This window comes from Streptomyces sp. NPDC048211 (assembly GCF_043202315.1).
Classification (GTDB): domain Bacteria; phylum Actinomycetota; class Actinomycetes; order Streptomycetales; family Streptomycetaceae; genus Streptomyces.
Genome location: NZ_JBIDAD010000010.1, coordinates 267,690 through 291,375 on the forward strand (window position 1 = coordinate 267,690; position 23,686 = coordinate 291,375).

Here is a 23,686-nt window from a genome sequence, read left to right on the forward strand (position 1 = left end):
GTCAGTTGTGCTGGACGAGTGAGGCTGCGGCGTGCTGGGGGATGTGGGCGCGCAGCGAGCCCTGGTCGTAGTTGCGTGACCCCTGGCAGCTGATCCAGCCGCGGGACTCGAGGACCCGCAGCGCGACGACCACCTGTCCGGCGGACAGTCCGGTTGCCTCGGCCAGGCCGTGGAGGCGGGGCTGCCGGTGTTCCGGGATGTGGCCGGTGCGGTAGTTGCCGAACATGGCCAGGGTCAGGGCGACGAGTCGGGGGTTGGGCGTCATGCCGCAGCAGCGGATCGCGCGGCCGAACTCCACTCGGAACCGGGCGGTCGGGGGGATCGCGGCGGGGGCGAGCAGCGCGGCCTGCCGCTCCTGGGCCCGCTGGTGTGCGGGCGTCTTCGTGGCGAGGTCGGCCGGGCTCGGCCGGTGTGGTGCTGCAGCGGTGGTCATGGCGACGGTTCCTGTTCTGCCGGCGGTTCGGTGTTCTGGTTGAGGTAGGACCCGGCGGGCCAGCCGGGACCGGGCGGGGATTCCGGTCGGCCCGCCCAGGCGGCCGGGGTGTGGCGGTCGCACTTCCAGCCGGTCACGTACCGGCGGGCGTAGGTGAGGCCGTGGTGCGGGTCGACGTCCGTGCAGGGGCGTACGGACCCGGTCACCGGTCGGTGTAGATCCGGCCGCAGCGCCTGCAGACCAGACCGGCCGCGGTGACGTCGTGCGGCCGCGAGTTGTGAGCGCACGTCAGGGAGTGGCAGGCGGCCCAGATTTCGCTGTCCGGCGGGGCGCCGGTGCGGTCGCCGTCGGGGCCGGCCGTGGGAGCTCGGCGGCCACGGGTGTACGTGGACACCAGGACCAGGGCCACGCCGACGGCGAGCACGATCCCCCAGGAGGCGATCGCGTCAGGCACTGGCGGTCTCCCGCGTCGGGGAGGTGACGCGGACCTCGGCCAGGGCGATGCCGTACGTGGCGCAGAGGCCGGAGCACCAGACCCGGTCGGGCTCGGGCGAGCCGTAGACACCGGCGCGTACCCATCCGTCCTGCAGGGTGTCCTCGTCGGTGAGTTCGGCGACGTCGCCGCAGAGCGGGATGGTGCACGTGCCGGGGGTGACGGGGTGGAGGCCGAGGCGCGGCAGGTTCTCCAGCGGGTCGGTGATTTCCTTCTTCTTGCGCGACGACTTCGCCTTGAACGGGGGCGGGTCGTTGAATCCGGTGGCCATCAGCCCTCCTTGTGGTGGTGTGCGGTGCGGGTGATGTGGCGGTCGGCGAGCCAGCCGATGACGATGGCGGCCAGGTCGAGCAGGCCGAGAGCGAGGACAGCGAGGAGTAACGCGGCCTCGCTGGTCACCACTCGGCGTCCGGGTCGGGCTCCGCCTCGACGCGCAGTGCCTGGACGACGTAGCCGGTGGGCTGCTCGTCGCCACCGTCGATCTGGACGGTGAGCTCCCACGGCTCGTCCGGCTCGGACTCGTCGCCGATCCAGTCGAAGATCAGCACGGGGTCCTCGGGGTGCTCGTTGCTGAGCAGCTGCTCGCAGTGCCGGCGGGCGACGGCCTCGGTGGTGTACCGGCCGACCACGATCGATTCGTGGGAGGCCCGGTAGTACGTCAGACCGGTGTCCGGGGTGGTCGGCAGACCGGCGAGCAGGCTGATGCCGTCCACCCAGGACCGGGCCTCGCCCAGGTCCTCCTGGATGACGGCCTCGCCGAGCTCGCCCAGGCCGTCGAGGATGCGTCCGGCGGTGGGGTGCTCCCGCAGGGCCCGGGCCAGCGCGGTCAGGACGACGGTGCGCGCCGTGGCGACTGCTGCAGTGACCTCGGCCCCGTACGGGGTGGTCTTCTCCAGCGCCGCGGCGATGTGGTCGGCGAGGCCGTCCACCGTGCCGGTCCAGGTGTCGCGGGCCGGGTATCCGGGGCCGCCGCGGGACCGCTCGAGCGTGACCCGCATCGTGGCGCGGGATGCGCCGGCCAGACGGGTCAGGATCGCGTCACCGATGACGGCCTGCAGCGTGGATTCGGTCGCGTCGATCATGCTGCGCTCCCTGTGCGCTGGCCGGGCAGGGGGAGCCTGGTGCCAGGGCGAATCAGGCCCAGCGACATGCCGACCGCCACAGCGTGGGGGCCAGTGCGAACGCCGAGGGCGCGGTACAGGGTCTGACGGTGGCTGCGCACGGTGTCGGGGCGCAGGCACATGCGGCGCGCGATCTGCTCCACCGATTCACCGAGTGCCATGCCGATCAGCACGCGGGTCTGCTGGTTCCTCAGTCGCACACTGCCGGCGCCGGGCACGGAAAGGGTGACCGAGGCTGTTGCGGCCTCGGCGGCCGCCACGGCCAGGGCGTGGACGTCGGCCGTGGTGATGGGCAGGTCACGCTCCTCGGCGACGACCAGGAGGCGGGTACGGATGTCCTCGAGCTGGTTCGTCATGCCGACCGCCTGCGCAGCCGGCCGAGCAGCCCGGCGAGGGTGAGCGGCGTCGCTTTCTCGTCCTGTTCGTCGGGCGCGGTGCACGACGTTGCGGTCAGCGCGGCGCGCCGGTCGGCGTAGGTGACGGGGTGCGGCGCCGGGATCAGCGGCCCGAACGTCCAGTAGACGTACGACAGGCGCCGAGGGGAGCCCTCGCTGCGCTGCATGACAGCCATGCCGGACTCGTCCGTGTCGCCGGTCCAGGTCCACCGGTCCCCGTACGTGTCGATCCACGTCAGCGACAGGTCGAAGGTGAACCCGGCGGCCTCGGCGGTCCGCTCGATGATGGTCTTCACGCTGCATCACCGATGGCCTCGGGGAGGGTGGTGACGGTGATGGCGGCAGTCGGGCGGATGCCGTCCGGGTCCTGCTCAGTGCGGGCCTGGTCGGCGGTGATGGGCAGGCCGTGGCCGGTGAGGATGGTGGCGATGCCTCGGGCCGCAGCGACGGCGTGGAGCCACGCGCCCTCGTAGTAGGCGTGCAGCTCGACGGCGGCCGGCGGAATCTGCAGGGCGGTGCGCCACTGCTCGAACGCGTCGGGGGAGTTGGCCTGCAGGTCGAGGCTGGCGCCGTTGTGGAGCAGGATGACGTGCAGGGTGGGCAGCGTCGGGAACGTGCGCTGCAGGTAGGCCAGGGCCTCGATGGCCGAGGCGAGATCGGCAAGCGTGCCGGTCGGTGTAGGGCGGGTAGTCTCGGGGGTCACGGTGACCTCGATTTCTGAAGGTTGAGGTGTGCCGGGTGAGGGGGCTGTCACGGACCAGGCCCGGTCCGCGGCGGCCCCGTTTTCATGCGCGAACGGCGCGGCGCTTCGCCGGGAGCGGCTTGAGAGCCGCCAGCGGGTGGGGGCCAGGTGTGGCGTGGGTGACCGAGGCCAGAGGGCCGGTCGCCGGTTCGACGTGGTGCAGCTGGTCGATGCGCTCAAGGTCGGCATCCGTGAATGTCACGGTGCGGCCCTTTTTGGTGTGCGGCAGGCTCGAGATGTTGCGGCGCAGCCAGCGCTCATGAACGCGGAGGATCTCGGCTGCCTCGGGGTAGGTGCGGGCGCTCATGCCGGCACCGCCGTAGCGTGCTCACCCGCAGGGGCGGGCGTTGATCGGCCTACCGGGGACCAGAGGACCAAGAGGTCGACTCCCAGCCTGGTGGCAATTGCCTTCGCGGTGGGCTGCGCGGTGGTCTGCTGCCTGCCCGTGAGCAGGAAGCCAATGAGGCTCGGGTGTACCCGCACAGCCTCGGCCAGTTCCCGGACCGTGATCCGGGCTCCCGTCCCTGTGCGCCGCATGAGCGTGCGCAGCAGGTCAGGGTCTATCAGTAGGTACATCTCGTCGGATGCGTCCACTAGTCACCTCCGTAGACGCTCTGTGCGTTTGCGTGAACAGAAGGGACGTTACACACCCGTAGACGTGTTGTCTACGCAGACGCACAGCGCCGAATTTCAGGCCAACCCGCCGTGCGCCCTACCGCACGCGGGTCGGTACCGTAGACAATCTGTCGAGCCCTGTGAACAGCAGTGGCGGCTGATCAGGGGAAAGGCTCAGCTCTCCACATCAGCCACATAGACAACAGGTGTGCGATAGGGAGCGAGCAGACAGGATGAGCCTCATGGTGGAGCAGCAGCAGAGAACGCAACTAAACGATCTTGTGCGGACGCGGCGAGCCGAGCTGGGCATCAGCCTGCGAACCCTGGAGGCCCGCGCCGTCGACCCGGTCAGCGGGGCGCAGGCCAAGTTCGGGTGGATCTCCAAGCTCGAGAACGGTCGACCTACGGACACGCCGAGCGAAGAGCTGTTGATCGCTCTGGCGCTCGGCCTCGAGCTGCCGGCGCGCGTGGTGCAAGAAGCGGCCGCGGCGCAGTATCTCGGGATGACGGAGATCCGCACCCAGTCGAGGGCTGCTCGTCTCCTCGTGGCCCGCGTTGAAGAGATGTCGGAAGATGACCTCCGCCAACTGGCCGCAATCGCCGAGACGTTCGAGCGGTCTCGGCGGCAGTCCGGAGATTGAGACTCGTACGACTTTTGACTACTCCTTGATTAACTCTAGTCACACCCTGAACAGATGTGGCAGTGTCCTGGACACGCCTGGGGGGCGCTTCATAACAGCTCAGCGGCCTTTCGTTCGAACGCCTGAGCGAATATGGTCCACCCATGCAAGGGGGCACGATGACGGAAGCGACGGACGGCAGCGCGACAGCGCACATCGAGCTGGTTGATTACCTCCCGGGAGGCCGCACGGTCTACCCCGTGGAGATCGAGGGCGAGCTGTGCTGGCTGGTCCTGCGGGGCGAGATGAGCGACAGAGCCGTTGCTGAGATGAATGAGTACCTCGTACACATCACAGGCCAGCGCCTGTGGGAACAGAAGTGGGCCGACCCCGAGGGACCGGCCCGTCTGCGCCGGGTCTCCTAGCCCCTACACGACGCGCCGCAGCCCTCCCGCGGCTGCGGCGGTCGGGGCTGTCATCGCCGCCTCAACCGCGGCCGTGATGTCGTCGTCCAGGGCCCGCACCAGGTGCCCGTACCGGTCCACCGTCGTCTGAATCGACTCGTGTCCCAGCCGCAACTGGATGGCCGGCAGAGGGACGTTCGCCCCGATCAGCCACGCCACATGCGTGTGCCGCAGGTCGTGGATCCGCGGCCGCTTCGGCAGGCCCTTCTTGACAGCCTCCTCTACGGCGGGCTTCCACTTCCGGTTGTAGAAGTTCGAGTGCCTCCACTCCCCGCCCATGGCGGCCCGGAACACGAAATCCTCCGGGGCCCGGCCGGTCACCTGCTCGCGCGCCAGGGCGACCTGGACGGGGGATAGGGCGATCAGTCGGCGTGCACGCTTGGTCTTGGGCGGGCCGAGGTAGAAGGCCCCGCCCGGGGCGCCCTTCTTTGCCTTCTTCCACGCCCGCTGTACGGACGCCGTGGGCCGGTCGGCGTTCAGCTTGAGGTCTTGTACCCGCAGGGCCGTGGCCTCGCCCCACCTCATGCCCGTACCGATCAGCCAGTCAGCCAGCGCCCGCGCGCCCGGGTCGGCGATCTCGGCCGCAATCCGCTGGTACTCCTCCCGCTCGAGGAACGTCATCTCCTCGACGGTGTGGTCGTCCGTGCGGGGCAGCTTGGTGCCCTTGCAGCAGTTCGTGGTGCGGAGCTGCGGCGTGGTGTCGATGGCGGCCTGGACGATGCAGTACAGCAGGCCGTGCCGGTTCGCGATGCTTTTGGGATCCGCCGGCCGCCGCACCCACTTGCCCTCGGCCCCTGGGTCCGGCTCACCAGCTTCCTCGGCCCGCACCCAGTCCGTGACGTCGTCCTGCGTCAGGTTGCCGATCGTGGCTGGCGATGTACGGCCCTGCAGGGTGGTGTGGCGCAGCAGGGCGAAGTGAATGCGTAGGTCGCGGTGGTAGTCCTCGCGGGTGCGCTCCTCGATGCCGGTCAGCCGGTCGATGTAGCGGGTGGCCCAGACCTCGAACGGCACATCACCGGGGATGGCCTCCTCTTCCACGAACCCTTCGCCGCGGACCCAGCCGTACGGCCACCGGTTCCCGTGGGCCTCAACCAGGTTCTTGAATGTCGTAGCTGAGGGCTCGTCCCCGAATCGTTCGATCTGCCAGTCACCGGACTCGCGCCACTTCACCTGGTAGGTGCAGGAGCCGTCCTTCTTCGGTCGTCCCACGATGCTCGCCATGGGGGGACGATAGGCCCGAATCGGCGCTCTGTGTTCCCACCGTGTTCCCAAAAATCCGGGAACGACGAAGGCCCGGCCTGTTTTCGCAGGCCGGGCCTTGATCATTCAGGGTGAGTAACGGGACTCGAACCCGCGACATCCTGGACCACAACCAGGTGCTCTACCATCTGAGCTATACCCACCATGTCCGGGCGTTTCCGACCGGCCGAGAAAAAGTGTACAGGGTCCGGGAGGGTGCTCGCGCCCCCGTTTCCCCGCCGCTGGTTCCGGCCCCCGAAAGGGCCGTGACCAGCGGCTTTCCCGAGGCCCTAGGCCGAGGGCCGCGAAAGGCGCGCGGCGATCGACTTCGCGCGCTCCGAGTCCGGGCCCGGCTGCGGGACGAAGACGGCCTCGCGGTAGTACCGCAGCTCCGTGATGGAGTCACGGATGTCCGCGAGCGCGCGGTGGTTGCCGTTCTTCTCCGGACTGTTGAAGTACGCCCTCGGGAACCAGCGGCGGGCCAGCTCCTTGATCGAGGAGACATCGACGATCCGGTAGTGGAGGTAGCCCTCCAGCGACGGCATGTCCCGCGACAGGAAGCCGCGGTCGGTGCCGACCGTGTTTCCGCAGAGCGGGGCCTTGCCGGGCTCCTTCACGTGCTCGCGGACGTACGCCAGGACCTTCTCCTCGGCTTCGGCCAGGGTGGTGCCCCCGGCCAGCTCGTCGAGGAGGCCCGAGGCGGTGTGCATCTGCCGCACCACCTCGGGCATGGTCTCCAGCGCCGCGTCCGGCGGGCGGATCACGATGTCCACCCCTTCGCCGAGCACGTTCAACTCCGAGTCGGTGACCAGTGCGGCCACCTCGATGAGTGCGTCTTCCGTCAACGAGAGCCCGGTCATCTCGCAGTCGATCCACACCATGCGGTCGTTCATGCGCCCCACCCTACGGGGCGCTCCGCTGTCCCGGCAGGGCCGGGCGCCCCGCGGCGTAGGCCTCGGAGCCCGGCTTCCCGTGCTCCCCGCGCCCCGTGTCCGCGGCGGCCGTGGACGGACCCGCCGGGGACTGGCCCGGCTGCGCCGGCACCGGGGCGCGACGGCTCACCGGGCTGCCCTGGGCGGGCACCACCGTTTCGCTCGCCGTGACGACCTGCTCCGGACCCCCGCCCTGCGGACGACGGGCCCGGTAAGCGGCCCGGTACGCGGCAGGCGAGGAACCCAGCTGACGCCGGAAGTGTCCGCGCAGCGCGACCGGCGAGCGGAAGCCGCAGCGGCCCGCGACCTCGTCGACCGAGTAGTCGGACGTCTCCAGCAGCCGCTGCGCCTGCAGCACCCGCTGGGTGATCAGCCACTGGAGCGGTGCGCTGCCGGTGAGTGAGCGGAACCTCCGGTCGAAGGTCCGCCTGCTCATGTAGGCGCGCGCGGCCAGCGTCTCCACGTCGAACTGCTCGTGCAGATGCTCCAGCGCCCAGGCCACGACCTCGGCGAGCGGGTCGGAGCCGATCTCCTCCGGTAAAGACCTGTCGAGGTAGCGCTCCTGGCCGCCACTGCGCCGCGGCGGCACGACGAGCCGGCGGGCCAGTGCCCCGGCGGCCTCCGTGCCGTGGTCCGAGCGGACTATGTGCAGACAGAGGTCGATCCCGGCCGCCGTACCGGCGGAGGTGAGCACATCGCCGTCGTCGACGAAGAGTTCGCGCGGGTCGACGTGCACCGACGGATAGCGCTTGGCCAGCGTCGGTGCGTACATCCAGTGCGTGGTCGCCGGGCGGCCGTCGAGCAGCCCGGCGGCGGCGAGCACGAAGGCCCCCGTGCACAGTCCCACGATGCGCGCGCCCTCTTCGTGGGCACGGCGCAGCGCGTCGAGCGCCTCCACGGGCGGCGGTGAGGTGATCGAGCGCCAGGCGGGCACCACGACGGTGCCGGCCCTGCTGATCGCCTCCAGCCCGTAGGGCGCGGTCAGTTCGAGTCCCCCCGTGGTGCGCAGCGGCCCCTCTTCGCCGCTGCACACGAGCAACCGATAACGCGGAACTCCCGCGTCCTGGCGGTCGATCCCGAACACCGAGAGCGGAATGGAGCTCTCGAAGATGGGGCCGCCGCTGAACAGCAGCACAGCGACCACCTCGCGGCGTCGGCGCCCGCTCAGCTTCCGTACAGCCTCCGTTGCGGTGGCGGAGTCCTGGCTCATGACGCTAAGCCCCCCTCGGTGTTCGCGTCTTCCTGGTCCTTACGGGCCTGTCGCACCTGCACGTGTCCCCTCGGTAGTGCACGAGTCCCCAGCCTTCGACACCCAAGATCGAATCTACTGCGTCCCGTGGTGCCGCCGTGACAAGTTCACCAACCGGCTTTATGTCGACAAGGCCACCTGGCGGGAAGCATTCGATCACGAAGCGTTTCACCCGTGAGTCGTGCAGGGAAGTGCGCCTGGCTTTGATGGCCCGTCCCCATGGGGTGGAAGCGTACCGCTTGGTCTCCTTCTGCCTGCTGGCAAGGGGGCTGATCGGCCATTTCGACAAGGAATCGACTGCCGCCTGAAGTTGGCTGAAAATATACGGTCGCGTGTGCGGAAATCAGTCGTTCTACCGGCGCACTACCCCTGAGGGGCGGTCACTCCTGTGCGCCCCCTGGGCCGAACCGGACGCCGGACCGGGGCCCGAACCGGAGGGCCGGGCGAGGAGCCGGACGGGGTGCGGAACCGGACTCCTCGCGGGAGTCCTGGCGGATGGACCGGCGCGGCGGGGCCCGGCAGGTCACGGTGACGTCGGCCGGGCCGAGCGCGGCGGCCGCGGCGCCTTCCGCGGAGTCGTCCCGGGCGGGGGAGGGGGGCGGGCGCCGGAAGGCGGCGGACCGCCGTCCGGCGGACCGCGTCGGTCGTCGGCCGCGCGGCGGGTTCGGCGGGTGCGGGCGGAACGGTGCCGGGCGTGGAGCGCCCCCGGGGCGTCTCGGGCGGCGCTCCGGCCGGCACGGGACGCGGAGGGTGCCGCGACAGGCGTGCGGGGCATGGCCGCGAGGCCGGCGGACCGGGCCCGGCCGGTCGTCGATGCGCGGCCGTCCGGGTCCCCGTGACGTCGGTGTATCGCGCAACCGGCATTGCCATACGGGGCGGTCTCGGGCATGCTCCGTGAAACGTCGCACGCGCTTTGCGCGGGTCTGGCAGTGGAGGAGTGGCGCCGTACCCTTGGGGGTAAGGGGTTGGGAAGATGATTCCCGGACACCACTACACCGCCCGCTGACGCACCTTCTCCACGTCGCTCTCCTCACGAGGACTCTCTTCGCCGAGACACCGATGGCCGGTCACGAAATCCCCGAACCCGCGGACCGCAAGCAGGTAGCCGACCCCCGGTCGGACCAGCAGGCGGCCGAAGAAGCATGTCACTCCTGCGATCCCGCCTTCCGGCACGGTGTCGTCGTCGGTTTCGACGGCTCGACCTCCAGTGAGCGGGCCCTCGCGTACGCCATCGGCATGGCCCGGCGGACGGGCTCCGGCCTGATCATCGTCCATGTCGCCAACCGGCTGCCGACCACCGTCTGGGCAGGCTGCGAGCCGCCCGTCTTCGTGGACGTCCCCGATCACCGGACCGAGGTCCTCGGCCTGGAGCTCGCGTGCGCGGACTACCTCTCCGAGGTGCCGTGGGTGCTCGTCGAGCGCGGCGGGGACATCTGCCACGAGCTGGAGGAGGTCGGCCGCGAGTACTCGGCCGACGCGATCGTCGTGGGCTCCACGCACGGGATCGTCGGCCGGATCTTCGGCTCCGTCGCGGGCCGGCTGGCGCGCCGGGCCCAGCGCCCGGTCGTCGTCATCCCGTAGCGGTCCGTAGAACCGCCTGAGGGCTGTTCCGTAACCCCTGGTGGATCAGCGCGCCGCGTCAGGCGCGACGCACCGCACCGGACGCCGCGAGCCCCGCCCTCCGGGCGGACGACGCTCCTTCACCACACTCCCAGCCGCCTGCCGAACCGGTCCCGGTACGGGTCCGGTGGCCGTCCGCCGAGCCGTTGGCCGTCTGCGGCGACACCGGCCCCGATCCTGCCGCGGCCCCGCGTGACGCGCTCCCGTCCACCCCGCGCTCCCGCATCCCCGCACGTCCCCTCGGCGGCGACCCGGAGCCGTCTCCGCCCGCGGTTCCCCTGAGGCGTGTTCCTGCCGCCTGTTCGCGCATCGGCAGGGTGCCGACCGGGTGCGGTGGAGCGCCGGCCGGGGTGGGGGCGGTCTGTTTCCGGTCGGTTCTGTGCCCGGCAGTGATCAACTCCGGCCGGAGGCCGGTCTCTTTCCGTCGTGATCGAGCGGACGTGGCGTCAACTCGACTACGGAAACAGCGCGAAAGACGAAGCTACCGGTACGTAGATGTGGATTGTGCGCTTGTGAAGGGTACATAAGCGCCACGGGAAATCAGCACGATTGCATGTGAAGGGAGCCCGCCGTGGACAACGACGTCTCTGCGGGAAACACCAGCACCTCCACCCTCGGCCATCTCGCCCTGGGACTCACGCTGTTGGCATTCGGGATCGGTCACACCGGGGCCGTGGACGGGGTGACGGCGGCCGATGCCGTCTCGCTCGCGCTGTATGTCGGCGGTATCGCCCTGTTCGTCGCCGGACTCCTGGAGTTCCGCGGCGGCGACGGCTTCGCCGGCACGGCCTTCGCCGGGCTGGGCGCCTTCTGGTTCACCTGGGGCACCGGTGCCGACGCCCGGGTCTCGGACCACGCGGCAGGTCTGTTCCTGCTGCTCTGGGCCCTGTTCGCGCTCACGCTGACGCTGGCCGCGTCCGGTCGTGGTCTGCTCGGCCGGGGGACGTACGGCCTCCTGTTCGTGGCGCTTCTGCTGCTGGGTGTCGGGCAGTTCGCGGACAGCGGGGCCCTGGGCAAGGCGGGCGGCTGGTTCGCCGCGGTGGCCGGTCTCGCCGCCTGGTACGGAGCGACCGCCGCGCTGGCCCACTGGCCGACGTCGGTACCCGGGCGCGCTGCCGGCCGCGGAGTGACGGCCGCCGGCTGAGGCAGCGGCCAGGGCCGGTCCGGGGGCGGCACCGGCCCGTACGGGGAGCGGCCCCGTACCTACGACCGGACGTGTGGGTACGGGGCCGCTCCCCGTGTCTGCGGCGGTGTGCCTATTCGACGGTCACGGACTTCGCCAGGTTGCGCGGCTTGTCGATGTCCCGGCCCATGGCCAGCGCCGTGTGGTACGCGAAGAGCTGGAGCGGGATGCCCATCAGGATCGGGTCCAGCTCGTTCTCGTTCTTCGGGACGAGGATCGTGTGATCGGCCTTCTCCTGCTCGCGGTGGGCCACGGCGAGGATGCGGCCGCTGCGGGCCTTGATCTCCTCCAGGGCCGCCCGGTTCTTCTCCAGCAGGTCGTCGTCCGGGACGATCGCGACGGTGGGAAGCGCCGGCTCGATGAGCGCGAGCGGGCCGTGCTTCAGCTCCGAGGCGGGGTAGGCCTCGGCGTGGATGTACGAGATCTCCTTGAGCTTCAGGGAGGCCTCCAGCGCGACGGGGTAGCCCCGGACCCGGCCGATGAACATCATCGACTGCGCGCCCGCGTACTCCTCGGCCAGCTTCCTGATCTCGTCCTCCGATTCGAGGATCCGGTCGATCTGCCCGGGCAGCTCGCGCAGCCCCTCGATGATCCGCTTGCCGTCGGAGACCGACAGGTCGCGGATGCGGCCCAGGTGCAGGGCGAGCAGTGCGAAGGCGACCACGGTGTTGGTGAAGCACTTGGTGGAGACGACGCAGACCTCGGGGCCCGCGTGCACGTACATGCCGCCGTCGGCCTCGCGGGCGATCGCCGAGCCGACGACGTTCACCACGCCGAGGACCCGGGCGCCCTTGCGCTTGAGCTCCTGGACCGCGGCCAGCACGTCGTACGTCTCGCCGGACTGGGAGACCGCGACGTACAGGGTGTCGGGGTCCACGACCGGGTTGCGGTAGCGGAACTCGGACGCGGGCTCGGCGTCCGCGGGGATGCGGGCCAGCTCCTCGATGAGGCCGGCGCCGATCATGCCCGCGTGGTACGAGGTGCCGCAGCCCAGGATCTTGATCCGGCGGACCCCGCGGGCCTCGCGGGCGTCCAGGTTCAGGCCGCCCAGGTGCACGGTGGAGAAGCGGTCGTCGATGCGGCCGCGCAGTACGCGGTCCACGGCTTCGGCCTGCTCGGAGATCTCCTTGTGCATGTACGTGTCGTGGCCGCCCATGTCGTACGACTCGGCCTCCCACTCCACCGTGGTGGGCGTGGCCGTCGTGGTCGAGCCCTCGGTGGTGTACGTACGGAAGTCGTCCGCCTTCAGGGTGGCCATCTCGCCGTCGTCCAGCGTGACGATCTGGCGGGTGTGGGCGACCAGGGCGGCGACGTCGGAGGCGACGAACATCTCCTTCTCGCCGATGCCGAGCACCACCGGGGAGCCGTTGCGGGCGACGACGATGCGGTCGTTGAAGTCGGCGTGCATGACGGCGATGCCGTAGGTGCCCTCGACGGACTTCAGCGCCTCGCGGACCTTCTCCTCCAGGGAGTCGGCCTGCGAGCGGGCGATCAGATGGACCAGGACCTCGGTGTCGGTCTCGGAGAGGAAGACGACGCCGTCGGCGACCAGCTTCGCGCGGAGCTCGGAGGCGTTGTCGATGATGCCGTTGTGGACGACGGCGACCCTGCTGTCCGCGTCCAGGTGCGGGTGGGCGTTCTCGTCGCTCGGCGCGCCGTGGGTGGCCCAGCGGGTGTGGGCGATGCCGGTGGTGCCGGTGAAGCGCTTGGGGACGCGGGACTCCAGCTCGCGGACCCGGCCCTTGGCCTTGACCATCTTCAGCGCGGCGGGCTTGCCGGCCGCCGGCTTCCCGGTGATGACGATGCCCGCGGAGTCGTAACCCCGGTACTCCAGCCGCTGCAGACCCTCCAGCAGCAGCGGGGCCACATCACGCTTTCCGATATAACCGACGATTCCGCACATGGAGCCTCTGCCCTTCCATCGACGTACAGGGTGCAAACAAGTAAGGACATACAGGGACGAACAAGTAAGGGGGTGCCCGGTCGCGGGCGGGGCCTCAGCCGTAGACGATGCGGCGCAGCTGACGGAGCGACAGCTCCGGCGGCGCGACCGCCCGGTGCGGCAGTTCGGCCGAGATCCGTTCGAAGATCTCCGTGTTGACCAGGCCGCCGGACTGCAGTTCACGGTGGCGTCGGCGGACGAAGGTCTCGGTCGTCTCGTCGAAGTAGGCGAGCACGTCGAGAATCACCCGGGCCGCCTCGCCGCGCGGGAGCGCGGTGCTGCGTACCAGGTGGTCAATGAGGTCGTCGTACGACGAGCGGCGTTCGAGCACTCGTCGATATTGCGGCTCAGGTGGGCTCGGTGCAACATTCCTGCCCGATATCGGGCAGGAATCGCGTCGAGTGACGTTCATTTTGCCGTTCCGGACGATTCTGACGTGCCTGCGCCGATGCGTGCGGTCGTCATGGGCGCGCCCGGCGGGGCGAGGTGGGGTGAGCCGGGGCGCGTTCGGCCAGATGCCCCTGACGGCCCGGTCACGTTCAAGCGCGGCCCGTGCGGGGAAGTGGTCTACACCTTGACCATCCGTGAGGCACGCGGTACGCATGGTGACGGTTCGAATGGTCAGGAGATCCAGGTGTGAACCAGTAGAAAGGGACCCGGCTTGTGAGACTGCACACGGCGCAGCGCAGTGCTCTTCCCCGTGCTCTACCCCGTCTTCTCGGCTCGCTGCTTCTCGTCACGGCGGCCGGTATCTCCACCGCTTGCGTGGCCCCCACAGCGTCCGCGGCCGGCAGCGGCTCCGCCGCGTCGGCGCCCCGGCCGCTGGGCCAGCTCGTCCCCGTCCCCGCGTCGGTGCGGCCGGGCGGATCCCCGTACTCCCTCACCGGCGCCACCCGGATCCGGGTCGACAGCTCGTCCGGCGAGGTCCGCAGGATCGGCGAATACCTGGCGGGCGTGCTGCGCCCCTCCACCGGATACGCCCTGCCGGTCACCGGGCGGTCCGGCCCGGACGGCATCCGGCTCCGGCTCGGCTCCCACGACAGCGGGCTGGGCGCCGAGGGCTACACGCTGACCGTCGGGCGGGGCTCCGTCACCATCACCGCCCGCAAGCCCGCAGGGCTCTTCCACGGCGTCCAGACGCTGCGTCAGCTGTTGCCGGCCCAGGTGGAGCGCGACAGTCGCCAGAAGGGGCCCTGGAAGGTCGCGGGCGGCAGCATCACCGATGCGCCGCGCTACGCCTACCGGGGCGCGATGCTCGACGTCTCGCGGCACTTCTTCTCCGTCGACGAGGTCAAGCGCTACATCGACCAGATCGCGCTGTACAAGATGAACACCTTCCACCTGCACCTCTCCGACGACCAGGGCTGGCGGATCGCCGTCGACTCCTGGCCGAAGCTGGCCACGTACGGCGGTTCCACGGAGGTCGGCGGCGGGCCCGGCGGTTACTACACCAAGAGCCAGTACAAGGAGATCGTGCGGTACGCGGCCTCCCGCTATCTGGAGGTGGTGCCGGAGATCGACATGCCCGGCCACACCAACGCCGCACTCGCCTCGTACGCGGAGCTGAACTGCGACGGCGTCGCGCCGCCGCTCTACACCGGGACCAAGGTCGGCTTCAGCTCGCTGTGCGCGGCCAAGGACGTCACGTACCGGTTCATCGACGACGTCATCGGGGAAGTGGCCGCGCTGACCCCCGGCAGGTACATCCACATCGGCGGTGACGAGGCGCACTCCACCAGCCACGAGGACTACGCGAAGATCATGGAGAGGGCGCAGGCCGCAGTCGGCAGGCACGGCAAGACCGTGATGGGCTGGCACCAGCTCACCGGAGCCGCGCCGGTCGAGGGCGCGGTCGCCCAGTACTGGGGCTACGACAGGACGAGCGCCGCGGACCGGCAGCAGGTGGCGGACGCGGCGAAGAACGGCACCAGGCTGGTGCTGTCGCCGGCGGACCGGGTGTACCTCGACATGAAGTACAACGAGCAGACCGAACTGGGCCTGAAGTGGGCCGGTCTGGTCGAGGTGCAGCGCAGTTACGACTGGGACCCGGCGACCTATCTCGCCGACACCCCGGCGGAGGCGGTGCTCGGGGTCGAGGCGCCCATCTGGGCGGAGACGCTGACCGACAGCGACGACATCGACGTCATGGCGTTCCCGCGGCTGCCCGGCGCGGCGGAGCTGGGCTGGTCCCCGGCCGCGACGCACGACTGGGACACGTACAAGCTGCGACTGGCGGCGCTCGGGCCGCGGTTCACCGCGCTGGGGATCGACTACTACCGGTCGCCCCAGGTGCCGTGGCCGGCGGAGCCGGCCGCGGCGGGGTGAGCCGGGCCGTCCGGCGGCCGGGGACGTGACCCCGGCCGCCGGACGGGCTCGGCGTGTTGTCCCCGGCCGTCGGACCGGCTGAAGCGCGCGGGGCAGCCGGAGCGCGTGGACCGGCCGAAGCGCGCGGACCGGCCGGGGCGTGCGGGGCGGCTCAGTCGCCCGAAGGGGCGGCTTCCGCCTCCTCGCGCAGCCGGTCCTCACTCAGACCGAGGCGCCAGTAACCCACGAACGTCACGCGCCTGCGGTCGATGCCGCGCTCGCGCACCAGATGCCGCCGCAGCGCCCGCACCGAGGACGCCTCGCCCGCGATCCACACGTACGGGGTTCCCCCGGGCAGTTCGGCCGCGCGTACGGCCTCCACGGCGTCCGGCGTCCCCGCCTCGTCCCGCACCAGCCAGCTGATCCGGGCGTCGGCCGCGGTGTCGATCGCGCGGCGGTCCCCGGTGTGCGGGACCTCCAGCCAGACCCGCGCCCGCAACCGGGCGGGCAGCCACTCCAGCGCGGCCGTCGCGGCGGGCAGCGCCGTCTCGTCGGCCCAGATCAGCACCCAGTCGGTGTCCTCGGGCGGGCGGAAACGGACGGCCGTGTTGTCCTCGACGGCCGGTCCGAGCGCCTTGAGGACATCGCCGGGGGAGGTCGCGGCGGCCCAGCGGCAGGCCGGACCGCCGTCCTCGTGGAGCGCGAAATCGATGTCGATCTCGGTGGCCGTACCGCCGGCGGTACGACGCTGCGCGCGGACCGTGTACGAGCGCAGCACGGCCCGGACGTCGGCCGGAAGTGCTCGCCAGGGGGCGAACCAGTTGCCCTCGTTATCGACCGGAACGACTGGTTCCGGCTGTCCGGGGTGCGGCAGGAACAGCGACAGGCTCTGATCGCGGCCACCGGAGGCGAACCCGTCCAGCCCCGGCCCGCCGAACGTGACGCGGAGCATGGACGGGCTCAGCCGCTCCGTGCGCAGGACGGTGAGCCCGAAGAGCCGGAACGGGTCGATGCCGGGCGAGGCGGCGGTCGTCATGGTCAGGCGGTCTTCTTCGCGTCCTCGATGGCCTTCGCGAGGTCTTCGAGGATCGGCGCGCACTTGTCGTAGCTGTAGATCGGCTCGGTGGTGCGCGGGATGACCTGGCCGGCCTTGACGGCGGGCAGCTGCGCCCAGGTCGGCTTGGAGGTCAGCGCGTCGGGCTGCAGGGCCGAGGACCGGTTGTCCATCATGATGATGTCGGCCCCGTACTTGTCGACGTTCTCCCAGCTCAGCTCCTCGAAGAAGCCGGCCGCGTTCACCTTCGGCTCGACGAACTTCACGCCCAGCTCCTGGAAGTACAGGGTGTCGGCGGAGGTCTTGGCCAGCGAGACGTAGAACAGGTCCTGGCTGGCCGAGCCGATCATGACCTTGAGGTTCGGCTTGGACTTCGCGGCGGCGCGCAGCCGGGCCGCGGCCTTCTCGAACCGGGCCTTCGCGTCCGTGACGGTCTTGGCCTTGACGTCGGCGCCGAGCGAGGCGGCGAGGTCCTCGTGGCGCTGGATCGCCTTGGGGATCGTGGTCTGGGCGGCCCACAGCGCGACGCTCGGGGCGAGCTTCAGGATCTTGTCCTTGGACGCGTCCGGCACGTACCAGAGGGCGTCCTTCTCCCACATGGCGGTGACCAGCAGTTCGGGGCCCAGCGCCGCGTACTTCTCGACGTTGAACTCGCCCCAGACGTTGCCGAGGATCTCGACCTTGCTGATGTCCAGGTCGCCGGCCTGGACATCGGCCTTGCCGTCCTTGGTCTTGGTCGGGCCGAACACGGCCTTGACCTCGACGCCGTAGTCGTGGAGCGCGGCGGCGACACCGGTGAAGGCGACGATGTTCTTCGGGACGGACTTGGCCTCGGCGGTCTGCCCGCGGTCGTCCTTGAAGCTCCACGGCCCGGCGTCGGCGCTCTTGGAGCCGGTCGAGCCGGAGTCCTTCGAGTCGCTGTCACCACAGGCAGCCAGCACGGCACCCAGGCCGACGGCGCCGCCCATGGCGAGCAGGCCGCGGCGGGTGGGAGTGGACACTCGGGCAGTGCGCATGACGGGGTCCGCTTTCGTACGAGCCGGAGTCCGGCCGGTGACAAGTTCGAGCGAAGGTTAGCCTAACCTCACGAACTGTCGAGCCTGCGGACGGCCCCTGCCTCGCGCACCCCCGCTCACCAGACGAGGACGCCGCCGCCGACGTCCAGGGCGCGCACGGCGGCGGCGCGGATATTGGCGAGCCGCTCGGCCACGTAGCCGTCGCGGTATCCGGCGTGCGCGTCGAGCGCCGACGCCCGCGGGAGCAGGATGTCGCACTCGGCGAGGAAGTCCTCGACGTCCTCCGGGTCCACACACAGGTTGCCGGTGGCCAGCCGGGGAAGGAACCGGGCGCCGAGGTCGCACACCGGCTGGGACCCCCAGACCTTGGTGCGGCTGCTCTCGAATCCCGCGAGGGTCAGGCCGTGGTCGGAGTCGTCCAGGAGGTGGTCCTTGCCGCTCCTGCCCCGGACGAAGGTGTGCACGAGGAGGCTCATCCGAACATCGCCCGGCAGTCGTCGAGCCCGTCGACCGTGACCTCGGCCGAGCGGTGTTCCTCCCACCGCGCGCGCTCCAGGCGCAGCCGCTGGAGGGTGACCCGCTCACCGCGCACCGCGGCGACCTCCAGCCCGTCGGGCAGATAGCCGAGCCGCCGCGAGACGCCCAGCGAGCGGGGGTTGTCCGTCATCGCGGCCGAGACCGCCGTACCGGCGCCGAGACCGGCGAACGCGAGATGGAGGACTGCGGCCCGCATCTCGGTGCCGATACCCCGGCCCTGGTGGGTGAGCCCCAGCCAGGAACCGGTGCTCACCCGGCCGGTCACCGCGAAGTCCTTCGCCGACAGGTCCTGCCGCCCGACCACCTGACCCCCGTGCAGCACGGCGAGGCTCAACGACCAGTCCCGCACCGACCAGTTGGCGACGGTGCCCAGGACGTGCTGGAACACCGCGCGGCCCCGCTCGGCGGGCGGGCAGTCGGTCCAGGGGACGGTGAACGGCACGGCGTCCGGGGCGTGCACCCCGTCGGCGGCGACCGACGCGAGCTCGTCCAGCAACTCCACGTCCGGAAGGCGGAGTTCCAGCCGGGAAGTGCGGATGCGGAGCCCGTACAGGGGCCAGTGGTGCGGCTTCATGAAGGAACTCTGCCGGGGGCGGCGGACCGCTGTCGAACGAATTGCCCGGCAGCGGGAGCGGCGGGCAGAGGGGCGGGAACCGTGGGCATCCGGGAACACGGCGGACACGCGGGAACCCAGGGGGAGTCCGCTTCCGTCGTGCCCCCCGGCGGGCTGCGTCGCGGCCGCGCGGGCGCGGTCACGCGCAGACGGCGGGCCAGTCGCCGGGCAGCTCGTACCGCCGGCCCGGACGCCAGGCCGGCGGTGCCTGGAGCAGTTCCTCCAACGGCGTGCCCGTGAGCAGGTGTTCCAGCGCCCACAGGTTGGCCGAGTGGGCGATCACCAGGATCCTGCGGCCGTCCCAGCCGATGGCCAGGTCGTGGAGGAACGCGTGGGTGGCCGCGACGACTTGGCGGTAGCTCTGGCCGCCGGGGAACGGGACGTCGATGTGCTGGAGGCGGCGGGCGGCGATCAGGGGGCGGGGAGCTCCGCCGAGATCGCCGTAGTCGCACTCACGCAGTCGGATGTCCTGGTGGATCGGAACCCGGCCGCCGGGGTACGCGGTCCGTGCCGTCTGGACGGCCCGGCGCAGGTCGGAGGTGAAGACGGCCGCGAAGCCGTCGCCCGGCCTGCGCTCGCCCAGTTCACGGGCCTGGCGGCGGCCCAGCTCCGAGAGTTCCCCCGGGGACCAGCCGGTGGCGACATCGGCCTCGTTGTCCGTGGTGGTGGAGTGCGTCTCGTAGACGATCTCTACTGTCATCAGGGCTCCCGCGTGCTCCGCTGTCCGTCGGCGCCGCGTACGAGCATCGGCAACTGCGGGCGGTTGCCGCGCTATGGAAGCAGCAGCACAGAGGGCTGATCCGGTGACCGGTCCCGACAGCAGGCGGGGCGGACCCGGCTTCCGGATCCGCCCAGCCCGTACCGGAAACCCTCAGGCCCGCATCCCCAGCTCCCGCGCGATCAGCATCCGCTGCACCTCGCTCGTGCCCTCGCCGATCTCCAGGATCTTGGAGTCGCGCCACATCCTGGCCACCGGGTACTCGTTCATGAAGCCGTAGCCGCCGTGGATCTGCGTCGCCTCGCGGGCGTTGTCCACCGCCACCGTCGAGGAGTACAGCTTGGCGATCGCCGCCTCCTTCTTGAACGGCTCGCCCGCCAGCAGCCGCGATGCCGCGTCCCGCCAGCCGATCCGGGCCATGTGCGCCCGCATCTCCATGTCCGCGATCTTGAACTGGATCGCCTGGTTGGCGCCGATCGGCTTCCCGAAGGCGTGCCGCTCGGCGGCGTACTTCACCGACTCGTCCACACAGCCCTGCGCCAGCCCGGTCGAGAGGGCCGAGATGGCGATCCGGCCCTCGTCGAGGATCCGCAGGAACTGCGCGTAGCCGCGGCCCTCCTCGCCCAGCAGGTTCTCCAGCGGGACGCGTACGTCCGAGAAGGAGAGCTCGCGGGTGTCCGAGGCGTTCCAGCCGACCTTGGAGTAGGGGGCGGCGACCGTGAAGCCGGGGGTGCCGGACGGGACGATGATCGACGAGATGAGCGGGGCGCCGTTCTCCTTGCGGCCGGTGACCGCCGTGACCGTGACCAGTTCGGTGATGTCCGTGCCGGAGTTGGTGATGAAGCACTTGGAGCCGTTGATCACCCACTCGCCCGTCGCCTCGTCGCGCACCGCCGTGGTCCGGGTGCCGCCCGCGTCCGAGCCGCCGTCCGGCTCCGTCAGGCCGAACGCGCCGAGCGCCTCGCCCGCGCAGAGCTTCGGCAGCCACTGCCGCTTCTGCTCCTCCGTACCGAAGCGGAACACCGGCATCGCGCCGAGCGAGACCCCGGCCTCCAGCGTGATCGCCACCGAGGAGTCGACCCGGGCCAGCTCCTCCAGGGCGATGCCGAGGGCGAGGTAGTCGCCGCCCATGCCGCCGTACTCCTCGGGGAACGGCAGCCCGAACAGGCCCATCCGTCCCATCTCGCGCACGATCTCGTACGGGAACTCATGGCGCTCGTAGAAGTCGCCGATCTTCGGCGCGACCACGTCGTGGGCGAACTCCTCGACGGTGCGGCGCAGTTCCTCGTGCTCGGCGCTCAGCCGGTGGTCCAGGGACATGGGGACGTTCACTCCTTGTGGGGTGTTCAAGGTGTTCACTGCGCCGCGAGTGCGCGGACGGTGCGGGACGGGCTCGGTCGGCCCAGTTGTCCGGCGAGCCACACGCTGGTGGCGGTGAGCTCGTCGAGATCGACGCCGGTCTCGATGCCGAGGCCTTCGAGCATCCAGACCAGGTCCTCGGTGGCGAGGTTTCCGGTCGCGCTCTTCGCGTACGGGCAGCCGCCGAGACCGCCCGCCGAGGCGTCCACGGTGGACACGCCGTGCTGGAGCGCGGCGAGGGTGTTGGACAGCGCCTGTCCGTACGTGTCGTGGAAGTGCACCCCGATCGTGTCGGTGTGCACCCCCGCCTCGTTGAGGCCCGACAGCAGGGTCTGTACGTGGCCCGGCGTCGCGACCCCGATGGTGTCGCCGAGCGAGAGCTCGTCGCAGCCGAGGTCGATGAGCGCCTTCGCGACCCGGACGACCTGGTGGACGGGGACGGGCCCCTCCCACGGGTCGCCGAAGCACATCGAGAGGTAGCCGCGCACATGCACCTTGTCCGCCTTGGCGCGGGCCACCACGGGCTCGAACATGGCGAGCGACTCGTCGACCGTGCGGTTGAGGTTGCGGGCCGCGAACGTCTCCGTCGCCGAGCCGAAGACGGCGATCCGGCGCGCCCCGAGCGCCAGTGCCCGGTCGAGTCCCCGCTCGTTCGGCACCAGGACCGGGAGCGCGACGTCGCCGACGTCCGCGATCTCGCCGAGCATCGGGAACAGCTGCTCCGCGTCGGCCAGTTGGGGCACCCACTTGGGGTGGACGAAGCTCGTGGCCTCGATCGTGGTCAGGCCGGCGACGGCGAGCCGGCGGATGAACTCCGCCTTCACCTCGGTCGGCACGACCGCCTTCTCGTTCTGCAGCCCGTCGCGGGCGCCCACCTCGTGGATGCGGACCCGGGCGGGCAGGTCCGGGGCCGTCACGGTCATGGGCAGGGCGCGTTCGGTGGTCGTCATGCTTCCTCCCCGGTGGCGGCCGCGGGGACCACCACCGCCAGTACCTGGTCCATGGCCACCGTGGTCCCGGCGGTGACGTCGAGTTCGGTCACGGTGCCGGCGTGCGGGGCGGAGATGACGTGCTCCATCTTCATCGCCTCCACGACGAGCAGGCTCTGCCCGGCCGCGACCTCGTCGCCGACGGCCACCTTCACCACGGTGACGGTCCCGGGCATGGGGGCGGCGAGCGTGTCCGCCCCGGCGCGGGCGGCGCCGGTCAGCGACGCCTCCACCGGGTCGTGGTCCCGGACGTGCCAGGTGTCGCCGTCCCGGCCGAGCCAGTGGCCCTCCGGGGAGGCGGCGTACGCGAACGTGTGGGTGACACCCCCGAGTTCGAGGGTGATCCGGGTTCCGTCGACGGACAGGGTCCTGGCCGTCTCCGCGCTGCCGGGCAGCGGGCCCAGCGGTCCGCAGGTGCCCGAGGCGGGGACCGGCGGCCGGGCGCCCTCGCCGACGTGGCCGAAGGTCAGCTCCGCTCCCGCGCCGCACGGCCGCAGGCCCACCTGGACCGGGTCGTGGCCGGGGATGCGGAAGTGCCGCACCGTGCGCGCCGGGGTGCCGCCGAGGCGCCAGCCGTCACCGGCCGAGAACGGGTCGGCCCAGACGTCCGTACGGGCCGGACCGGCCGAGTGCTGCCGCAGCAGCGCCGCCGCCGCGTACACCTCCTCCGGGACCCCGTCCGGGACCAGCCCGTCCACCTCGCGCTCCACCAGGCCGGTGTCCAGCTCGCCGGCCACCACGGCCGGGTGGCCGAGCAGCCGGCGCAGGAAGCCCGCGTTGGTGGGGACGCCGAGGACCACCGTGTCCGCGAGCGCCGCCCGCAGCCTGCGCAGCGCCGTCGCCCGGTCGGGGCCGTACGCGATCACCTTCGACAGCATCGGGTCGTACAGGCTGCCGACCTCGCCGCCCTCGGCGAGCCCGGAGTCCGTCCGCACCCCGCCGCCCTGCGGCTCGTGCAGCGCCAGCACGGCGCCGCCCGAGGGCAGGAAGCCGCGGGCCGGGTCCTCGGCGCAGATCCGGGCCTCGACCGCGTGCCCGGTGAGGGTGATGTCCGGCTGGGCGTAGGGGAGTTGCTCGCCGGATGCGACCCGCAGCTGCCATTCCACCAGGTCGAGGCCGGTGATCAGCTCGGTCACCGGGTGCTCGACCTGGAGGCGGGTGTTCATCTCCATGAAGTAGTACGAGGCCGGGTCGTTGCCCGGGACGATGAACTCCACCGTGCCCGCGCCCACGTACCCGCAGGAACGGGCGGCCTGGACGGCCGCCTCGCCCATGGCCGCGCGCGTCTTCTCGTCGAGCAGGACCGAGGGCGCCTCCTCGATGATCTTCTGGTGGCGGCGCTGGAGCGAGCACTCGCGCTCGCCGAGGTGCACCACGTTGCCGTGGCCGTCCGCCAGCACCTGGATCTCGATGTGGCGCGGCCGGTCGATCCACCGCTCCACGAGGAGGGTGTCGTCGCCGAAGGAGGCGCGCGCCTCGCGCCGGGCGGCGGCGATCTCGTCGGAGAGCAGCGCCGCGTCGCGCACCAGCCGCATGCCCTTTCCGCCGCCGCCCGCCGAGGGCTTCAGCAGCACCGGCATGCCGATCTCCTGCGCGGCGTCCGCCAGCTGGCCGTCGGTCAGCTCGCTGCCCGTGGAGCCGGGCACCACCGGGACACCGGCCGCCGAGACCGTCTCCTTGGCCCGGATCTTGTCGCCCATCAGCGAGATGGCGGCGGCGGGCGGCCCGATGAAGACCAGTCCGGCGTCCGCGCACGCCCGCGCGAAGCCCGCGTTCTCGGCGAGGAAGCCGTAACCGGGGTGGACGGCCTGCGCGCCCGTGCGCCGGGCGGCCTCCAGCAGCCGGTCCGCGCTCAGGTAGCTCTCGGCGGCCGGTGCGGGTCCGATCCGTACCGCCGTATCGGCCTCCCGTACGTGCCGGGCGTCCGCGTCCGCGTCGCTGAAGACGGCGACGGAGCGCACCCCCAGTTCGCGCAGGGTCCGGATGACCCGGACCGCGATCTCGCCGCGGTTGGCGACGAGAACCGTGTCGAACATCGTCATCAGTTC

The 23,686-nt window shown here is 71.2% G+C and carries 28 protein-coding genes and 1 tRNA gene; 5 read left to right on the forward strand and 24 right to left on the reverse strand.

Annotated features, from left to right (window positions below; translation table 11 throughout):
* Position 1: 1 nt before the first annotated feature.
* The 10 genes from ACGFZA_RS31865 to ACGFZA_RS31910 all read right to left on the reverse strand — a co-directional run bounded on the left by ACGFZA_RS31865 (position 2) and on the right by ACGFZA_RS31910 (position 3,491).
* Positions 2-433: a hypothetical protein gene (locus ACGFZA_RS31865; protein WP_393683685.1), complete on the reverse strand. Its 432-nt coding sequence runs from the start codon at positions 431-433 to the stop codon at positions 2-4.
* Positions 430-639: a hypothetical protein gene (locus tag ACGFZA_RS31870; RefSeq protein ID WP_393683687.1), complete on the reverse strand. Its 210-nt coding sequence runs from the start codon at positions 637-639 to the stop codon at positions 430-432. Before ACGFZA_RS31870 ends, ACGFZA_RS31865 begins: the two co-directional genes overlap by 4 nt.
* Positions 636-887: a hypothetical protein gene (locus tag ACGFZA_RS31875; protein WP_393683689.1), complete on the reverse strand. Its 252-nt coding sequence runs from the start codon at positions 885-887 to the stop codon at positions 636-638. Before ACGFZA_RS31875 ends, ACGFZA_RS31870 begins: the two co-directional genes overlap by 4 nt.
* Positions 880-1,197, reverse strand: a complete 318-nt coding sequence (locus ACGFZA_RS31880) for a hypothetical protein (protein WP_393683691.1) — start codon at positions 1,195-1,197, stop codon at positions 880-882. The genes ACGFZA_RS31875 and ACGFZA_RS31880 overlap by 8 nt, the downstream gene beginning before the upstream one ends.
* On the reverse strand, positions 1,197-1,325 hold the full coding sequence (locus ACGFZA_RS31885) for a hypothetical protein (protein WP_393683693.1): 129 nt from the start codon (positions 1,323-1,325) through the stop codon (positions 1,197-1,199). The genes ACGFZA_RS31880 and ACGFZA_RS31885 overlap by 1 nt, the downstream gene beginning before the upstream one ends.
* Positions 1,322-2,008 (reverse strand): hypothetical protein, encoded by a 687-nt coding sequence (locus tag ACGFZA_RS31890; RefSeq protein ID WP_393683695.1) that lies wholly within the window; start codon positions 2,006-2,008, stop codon positions 1,322-1,324. Before ACGFZA_RS31890 ends, ACGFZA_RS31885 begins: the two co-directional genes overlap by 4 nt.
* A complete protein-coding gene (locus ACGFZA_RS31895; RefSeq protein ID WP_393683697.1) occupies positions 2,005-2,403 on the reverse strand; it encodes a response regulator transcription factor in 399 nt (132 codons plus the stop codon). Before ACGFZA_RS31895 ends, ACGFZA_RS31890 begins: the two co-directional genes overlap by 4 nt.
* Positions 2,400-2,738 carry a phiSA1p31-related protein gene (locus ACGFZA_RS31900; protein ID WP_393683699.1) on the reverse strand — a complete coding sequence of 113 codons (339 nt, stop codon included), beginning with the start codon at positions 2,736-2,738 and terminating at the stop codon, positions 2,400-2,402. The genes ACGFZA_RS31895 and ACGFZA_RS31900 overlap by 4 nt, the downstream gene beginning before the upstream one ends.
* The gene (locus tag ACGFZA_RS31905) at positions 2,735-3,145 is read right to left on the reverse strand and encodes a hypothetical protein (RefSeq protein ID WP_393683701.1); all 411 of its coding nucleotides are present in this window, start codon (positions 3,143-3,145) and stop codon (positions 2,735-2,737) included. Before ACGFZA_RS31905 ends, ACGFZA_RS31900 begins: the two co-directional genes overlap by 4 nt.
* A gap of 82 nt (positions 3,146-3,227) precedes the next feature.
* Positions 3,228-3,491, reverse strand: a complete 264-nt coding sequence (locus ACGFZA_RS31910; protein WP_393683703.1) for a helix-turn-helix domain-containing protein — start codon at positions 3,489-3,491, stop codon at positions 3,228-3,230.
* A gap of 550 nt (positions 3,492-4,041) precedes the next feature.
* Here ACGFZA_RS31910 and ACGFZA_RS31915 point away from each other — a divergent pair.
* Both ACGFZA_RS31915 and ACGFZA_RS31920 read left to right on the forward strand, forming a co-directional pair.
* Positions 4,042-4,440 carry an XRE family transcriptional regulator gene (locus ACGFZA_RS31915; RefSeq protein WP_393683705.1) on the forward strand — a complete coding sequence of 133 codons (399 nt, stop codon included), beginning with the start codon at positions 4,042-4,044 and terminating at the stop codon, positions 4,438-4,440.
* 158 nt (positions 4,441-4,598) lie between these two features.
* Complete coding sequence (locus ACGFZA_RS31920) at positions 4,599-4,844, forward strand: hypothetical protein (RefSeq protein ID WP_393683707.1); 246 nt, start codon at positions 4,599-4,601, stop codon at positions 4,842-4,844.
* A gap of 3 nt (positions 4,845-4,847) precedes the next feature.
* On the opposite strand, the gene ACGFZA_RS31925 is transcribed toward ACGFZA_RS31920, so the two are convergent.
* The 4 genes from ACGFZA_RS31925 to ACGFZA_RS31940 all read right to left on the reverse strand — a co-directional run bounded on the left by ACGFZA_RS31925 (position 4,848) and on the right by ACGFZA_RS31940 (position 8,264).
* Positions 4,848-6,104 (reverse strand): tyrosine-type recombinase/integrase, encoded by a 1,257-nt coding sequence (locus ACGFZA_RS31925; RefSeq protein ID WP_393683709.1) that lies wholly within the window; start codon positions 6,102-6,104, stop codon positions 4,848-4,850.
* Positions 6,105-6,213: 109 nt separating this feature from the next.
* Positions 6,214-6,286: transfer RNA gene (locus tag ACGFZA_RS31930), tRNA-His, on the reverse strand.
* A gap of 126 nt (positions 6,287-6,412) precedes the next feature.
* The gene (gene orn, locus ACGFZA_RS31935; protein WP_385271281.1) at positions 6,413-7,015 is read right to left on the reverse strand and encodes an oligoribonuclease; all 603 of its coding nucleotides are present in this window, start codon (positions 7,013-7,015) and stop codon (positions 6,413-6,415) included.
* 10 nt (positions 7,016-7,025) lie between these two features.
* The gene (locus tag ACGFZA_RS31940; protein ID WP_385271278.1) at positions 7,026-8,264 is read right to left on the reverse strand and encodes a helix-turn-helix domain-containing protein; all 1,239 of its coding nucleotides are present in this window, start codon (positions 8,262-8,264) and stop codon (positions 7,026-7,028) included.
* Between the two features lie 1,098 nt (positions 8,265-9,362).
* Here ACGFZA_RS31940 and ACGFZA_RS31945 point away from each other — a divergent pair.
* Positions 9,363-9,884, forward strand: a complete 522-nt coding sequence (locus tag ACGFZA_RS31945) for a universal stress protein (protein WP_326736299.1) — start codon at positions 9,363-9,365, stop codon at positions 9,882-9,884.
* A 610-nt stretch (positions 9,885-10,494) separates the two neighbouring features.
* Positions 10,495-11,067, forward strand: a complete 573-nt coding sequence (locus ACGFZA_RS31950) for an acetate uptake transporter (RefSeq protein ID WP_385271275.1) — start codon at positions 10,495-10,497, stop codon at positions 11,065-11,067.
* 112 nt (positions 11,068-11,179) lie between these two features.
* Here ACGFZA_RS31950 and glmS read toward each other — a convergent pair whose 3' ends face one another.
* Both glmS and ACGFZA_RS31960 read right to left on the reverse strand, forming a co-directional pair.
* Positions 11,180-13,009 (reverse strand): glutamine--fructose-6-phosphate transaminase (isomerizing), encoded by a 1,830-nt coding sequence (gene glmS / locus ACGFZA_RS31955; protein WP_393683713.1) that lies wholly within the window; start codon positions 13,007-13,009, stop codon positions 11,180-11,182.
* A gap of 94 nt (positions 13,010-13,103) precedes the next feature.
* A complete protein-coding gene (locus tag ACGFZA_RS31960) occupies positions 13,104-13,379 on the reverse strand; it encodes a hypothetical protein (RefSeq protein WP_393683715.1) in 276 nt (91 codons plus the stop codon).
* 332 nt (positions 13,380-13,711) lie between these two features.
* On the opposite strand from ACGFZA_RS31960, the gene ACGFZA_RS31965 reads away from it, so the two are divergent.
* Positions 13,712-15,373 carry a beta-N-acetylhexosaminidase gene (locus ACGFZA_RS31965; protein ID WP_393683717.1) on the forward strand — a complete coding sequence of 554 codons (1,662 nt, stop codon included), beginning with the start codon at positions 13,712-13,714 and terminating at the stop codon, positions 15,371-15,373.
* A gap of 151 nt (positions 15,374-15,524) precedes the next feature.
* Here the strand turns inward: ACGFZA_RS31965 and ACGFZA_RS31970 are convergent, their stop codons facing one another.
* From ACGFZA_RS31970 to ACGFZA_RS32005, 8 genes are all read right to left on the reverse strand, one after another.
* Entirely contained in the window at positions 15,525-16,388 is an 864-nt protein-coding gene (locus tag ACGFZA_RS31970; RefSeq protein WP_393683719.1) for a siderophore-interacting protein, read from the reverse strand.
* A gap of 2 nt (positions 16,389-16,390) precedes the next feature.
* Positions 16,391-17,422 (reverse strand): ABC transporter substrate-binding protein, encoded by a 1,032-nt coding sequence (locus tag ACGFZA_RS31975; RefSeq protein ID WP_385271260.1) that lies wholly within the window; start codon positions 17,420-17,422, stop codon positions 16,391-16,393.
* A 116-nt stretch (positions 17,423-17,538) separates the two neighbouring features.
* Entirely contained in the window at positions 17,539-17,898 is a 360-nt protein-coding gene (locus ACGFZA_RS31980) for a hypothetical protein (RefSeq protein ID WP_393683721.1), read from the reverse strand.
* Entirely contained in the window at positions 17,895-18,533 is a 639-nt protein-coding gene (locus tag ACGFZA_RS31985) for a GNAT family N-acetyltransferase (RefSeq protein WP_385271254.1), read from the reverse strand. The genes ACGFZA_RS31980 and ACGFZA_RS31985 overlap by 4 nt, the downstream gene beginning before the upstream one ends.
* A gap of 178 nt (positions 18,534-18,711) precedes the next feature.
* The gene (locus ACGFZA_RS31990; RefSeq protein WP_385271251.1) at positions 18,712-19,272 is read right to left on the reverse strand and encodes a histidine phosphatase family protein; all 561 of its coding nucleotides are present in this window, start codon (positions 19,270-19,272) and stop codon (positions 18,712-18,714) included.
* Between the two features lie 171 nt (positions 19,273-19,443).
* Complete coding sequence (locus ACGFZA_RS31995; protein WP_385271248.1) at positions 19,444-20,610, reverse strand: acyl-CoA dehydrogenase family protein; 1,167 nt, start codon at positions 20,608-20,610, stop codon at positions 19,444-19,446.
* A gap of 35 nt (positions 20,611-20,645) precedes the next feature.
* The gene (locus ACGFZA_RS32000; protein ID WP_385271245.1) at positions 20,646-21,599 is read right to left on the reverse strand and encodes a hydroxymethylglutaryl-CoA lyase; all 954 of its coding nucleotides are present in this window, start codon (positions 21,597-21,599) and stop codon (positions 20,646-20,648) included.
* Entirely contained in the window at positions 21,596-23,674 is a 2,079-nt protein-coding gene (locus ACGFZA_RS32005; RefSeq protein ID WP_385271898.1) for a biotin carboxylase N-terminal domain-containing protein, read from the reverse strand. The genes ACGFZA_RS32000 and ACGFZA_RS32005 overlap by 4 nt, the downstream gene beginning before the upstream one ends.
* Between the last annotated feature and the right edge of the window lie 12 nt (positions 23,675-23,686).

Coding starts and splice junctions, on each gene's coding strand:
- ACGFZA_RS31865 (WP_393683685.1), bottom strand. CDS start 433: ATGACCACCGCTGCAGCACCACACCGGCCGAGCCCGGCCGACCTCGCC.
- ACGFZA_RS31985 (WP_385271254.1), bottom strand. CDS start 18,533: ATGAAGCCGCACCACTGGCCCCTGTACGGGCTCCGCATCCGCACTTCC.
- ACGFZA_RS31975 (WP_385271260.1), bottom strand. CDS start 17,422: ATGCGCACTGCCCGAGTGTCCACTCCCACCCGCCGCGGCCTGCTCGCC.
- ACGFZA_RS31995 (WP_385271248.1), bottom strand. CDS start 20,610: ATGTCCCTGGACCACCGGCTGAGCGCCGAGCACGAGGAACTGCGCCGC.
- ACGFZA_RS31890 (WP_393683695.1), bottom strand. CDS start 2,008: ATGATCGACGCGACCGAATCCACGCTGCAGGCCGTCATCGGTGACGCG.
- ACGFZA_RS31990 (WP_385271251.1), bottom strand. CDS start 19,272: ATGACAGTAGAGATCGTCTACGAGACGCACTCCACCACCACGGACAAC.
- glmS (WP_393683713.1), bottom strand. CDS start 13,009: ATGTGCGGAATCGTCGGTTATATCGGAAAGCGTGATGTGGCCCCGCTG.
- ACGFZA_RS31940 (WP_385271278.1), bottom strand. CDS start 8,264: ATGAGCCAGGACTCCGCCACCGCAACGGAGGCTGTACGGAAGCTGAGC.
- ACGFZA_RS32000 (WP_385271245.1), bottom strand. CDS start 21,599: ATGACGACCACCGAACGCGCCCTGCCCATGACCGTGACGGCCCCGGAC.
- ACGFZA_RS31945 (WP_326736299.1), top strand. CDS start 9,363: ATGGCCGGTCACGAAATCCCCGAACCCGCGGACCGCAAGCAGGTAGCC.
- ACGFZA_RS31925 (WP_393683709.1), bottom strand. CDS start 6,104: ATGGCGAGCATCGTGGGACGACCGAAGAAGGACGGCTCCTGCACCTAC.
- ACGFZA_RS31895 (WP_393683697.1), bottom strand. CDS start 2,403: ATGACGAACCAGCTCGAGGACATCCGTACCCGCCTCCTGGTCGTCGCC.
- ACGFZA_RS31880 (WP_393683691.1), bottom strand. CDS start 1,197: ATGGCCACCGGATTCAACGACCCGCCCCCGTTCAAGGCGAAGTCGTCG.
- ACGFZA_RS31915 (WP_393683705.1), top strand. CDS start 4,042: ATGGTGGAGCAGCAGCAGAGAACGCAACTAAACGATCTTGTGCGGACG.
- ACGFZA_RS31980 (WP_393683721.1), bottom strand. CDS start 17,898: ATGAGCCTCCTCGTGCACACCTTCGTCCGGGGCAGGAGCGGCAAGGAC.
- ACGFZA_RS32005 (WP_385271898.1), bottom strand. CDS start 23,674: ATGTTCGACACGGTTCTCGTCGCCAACCGCGGCGAGATCGCGGTCCGG.
- orn (WP_385271281.1), bottom strand. CDS start 7,015: ATGAACGACCGCATGGTGTGGATCGACTGCGAGATGACCGGGCTCTCG.
- ACGFZA_RS31970 (WP_393683719.1), bottom strand. CDS start 16,388: ATGACGACCGCCGCCTCGCCCGGCATCGACCCGTTCCGGCTCTTCGGG.
- ACGFZA_RS31920 (WP_393683707.1), top strand. CDS start 4,599: ATGACGGAAGCGACGGACGGCAGCGCGACAGCGCACATCGAGCTGGTT.
- ACGFZA_RS31910 (WP_393683703.1), bottom strand. CDS start 3,491: ATGAGCGCCCGCACCTACCCCGAGGCAGCCGAGATCCTCCGCGTTCAT.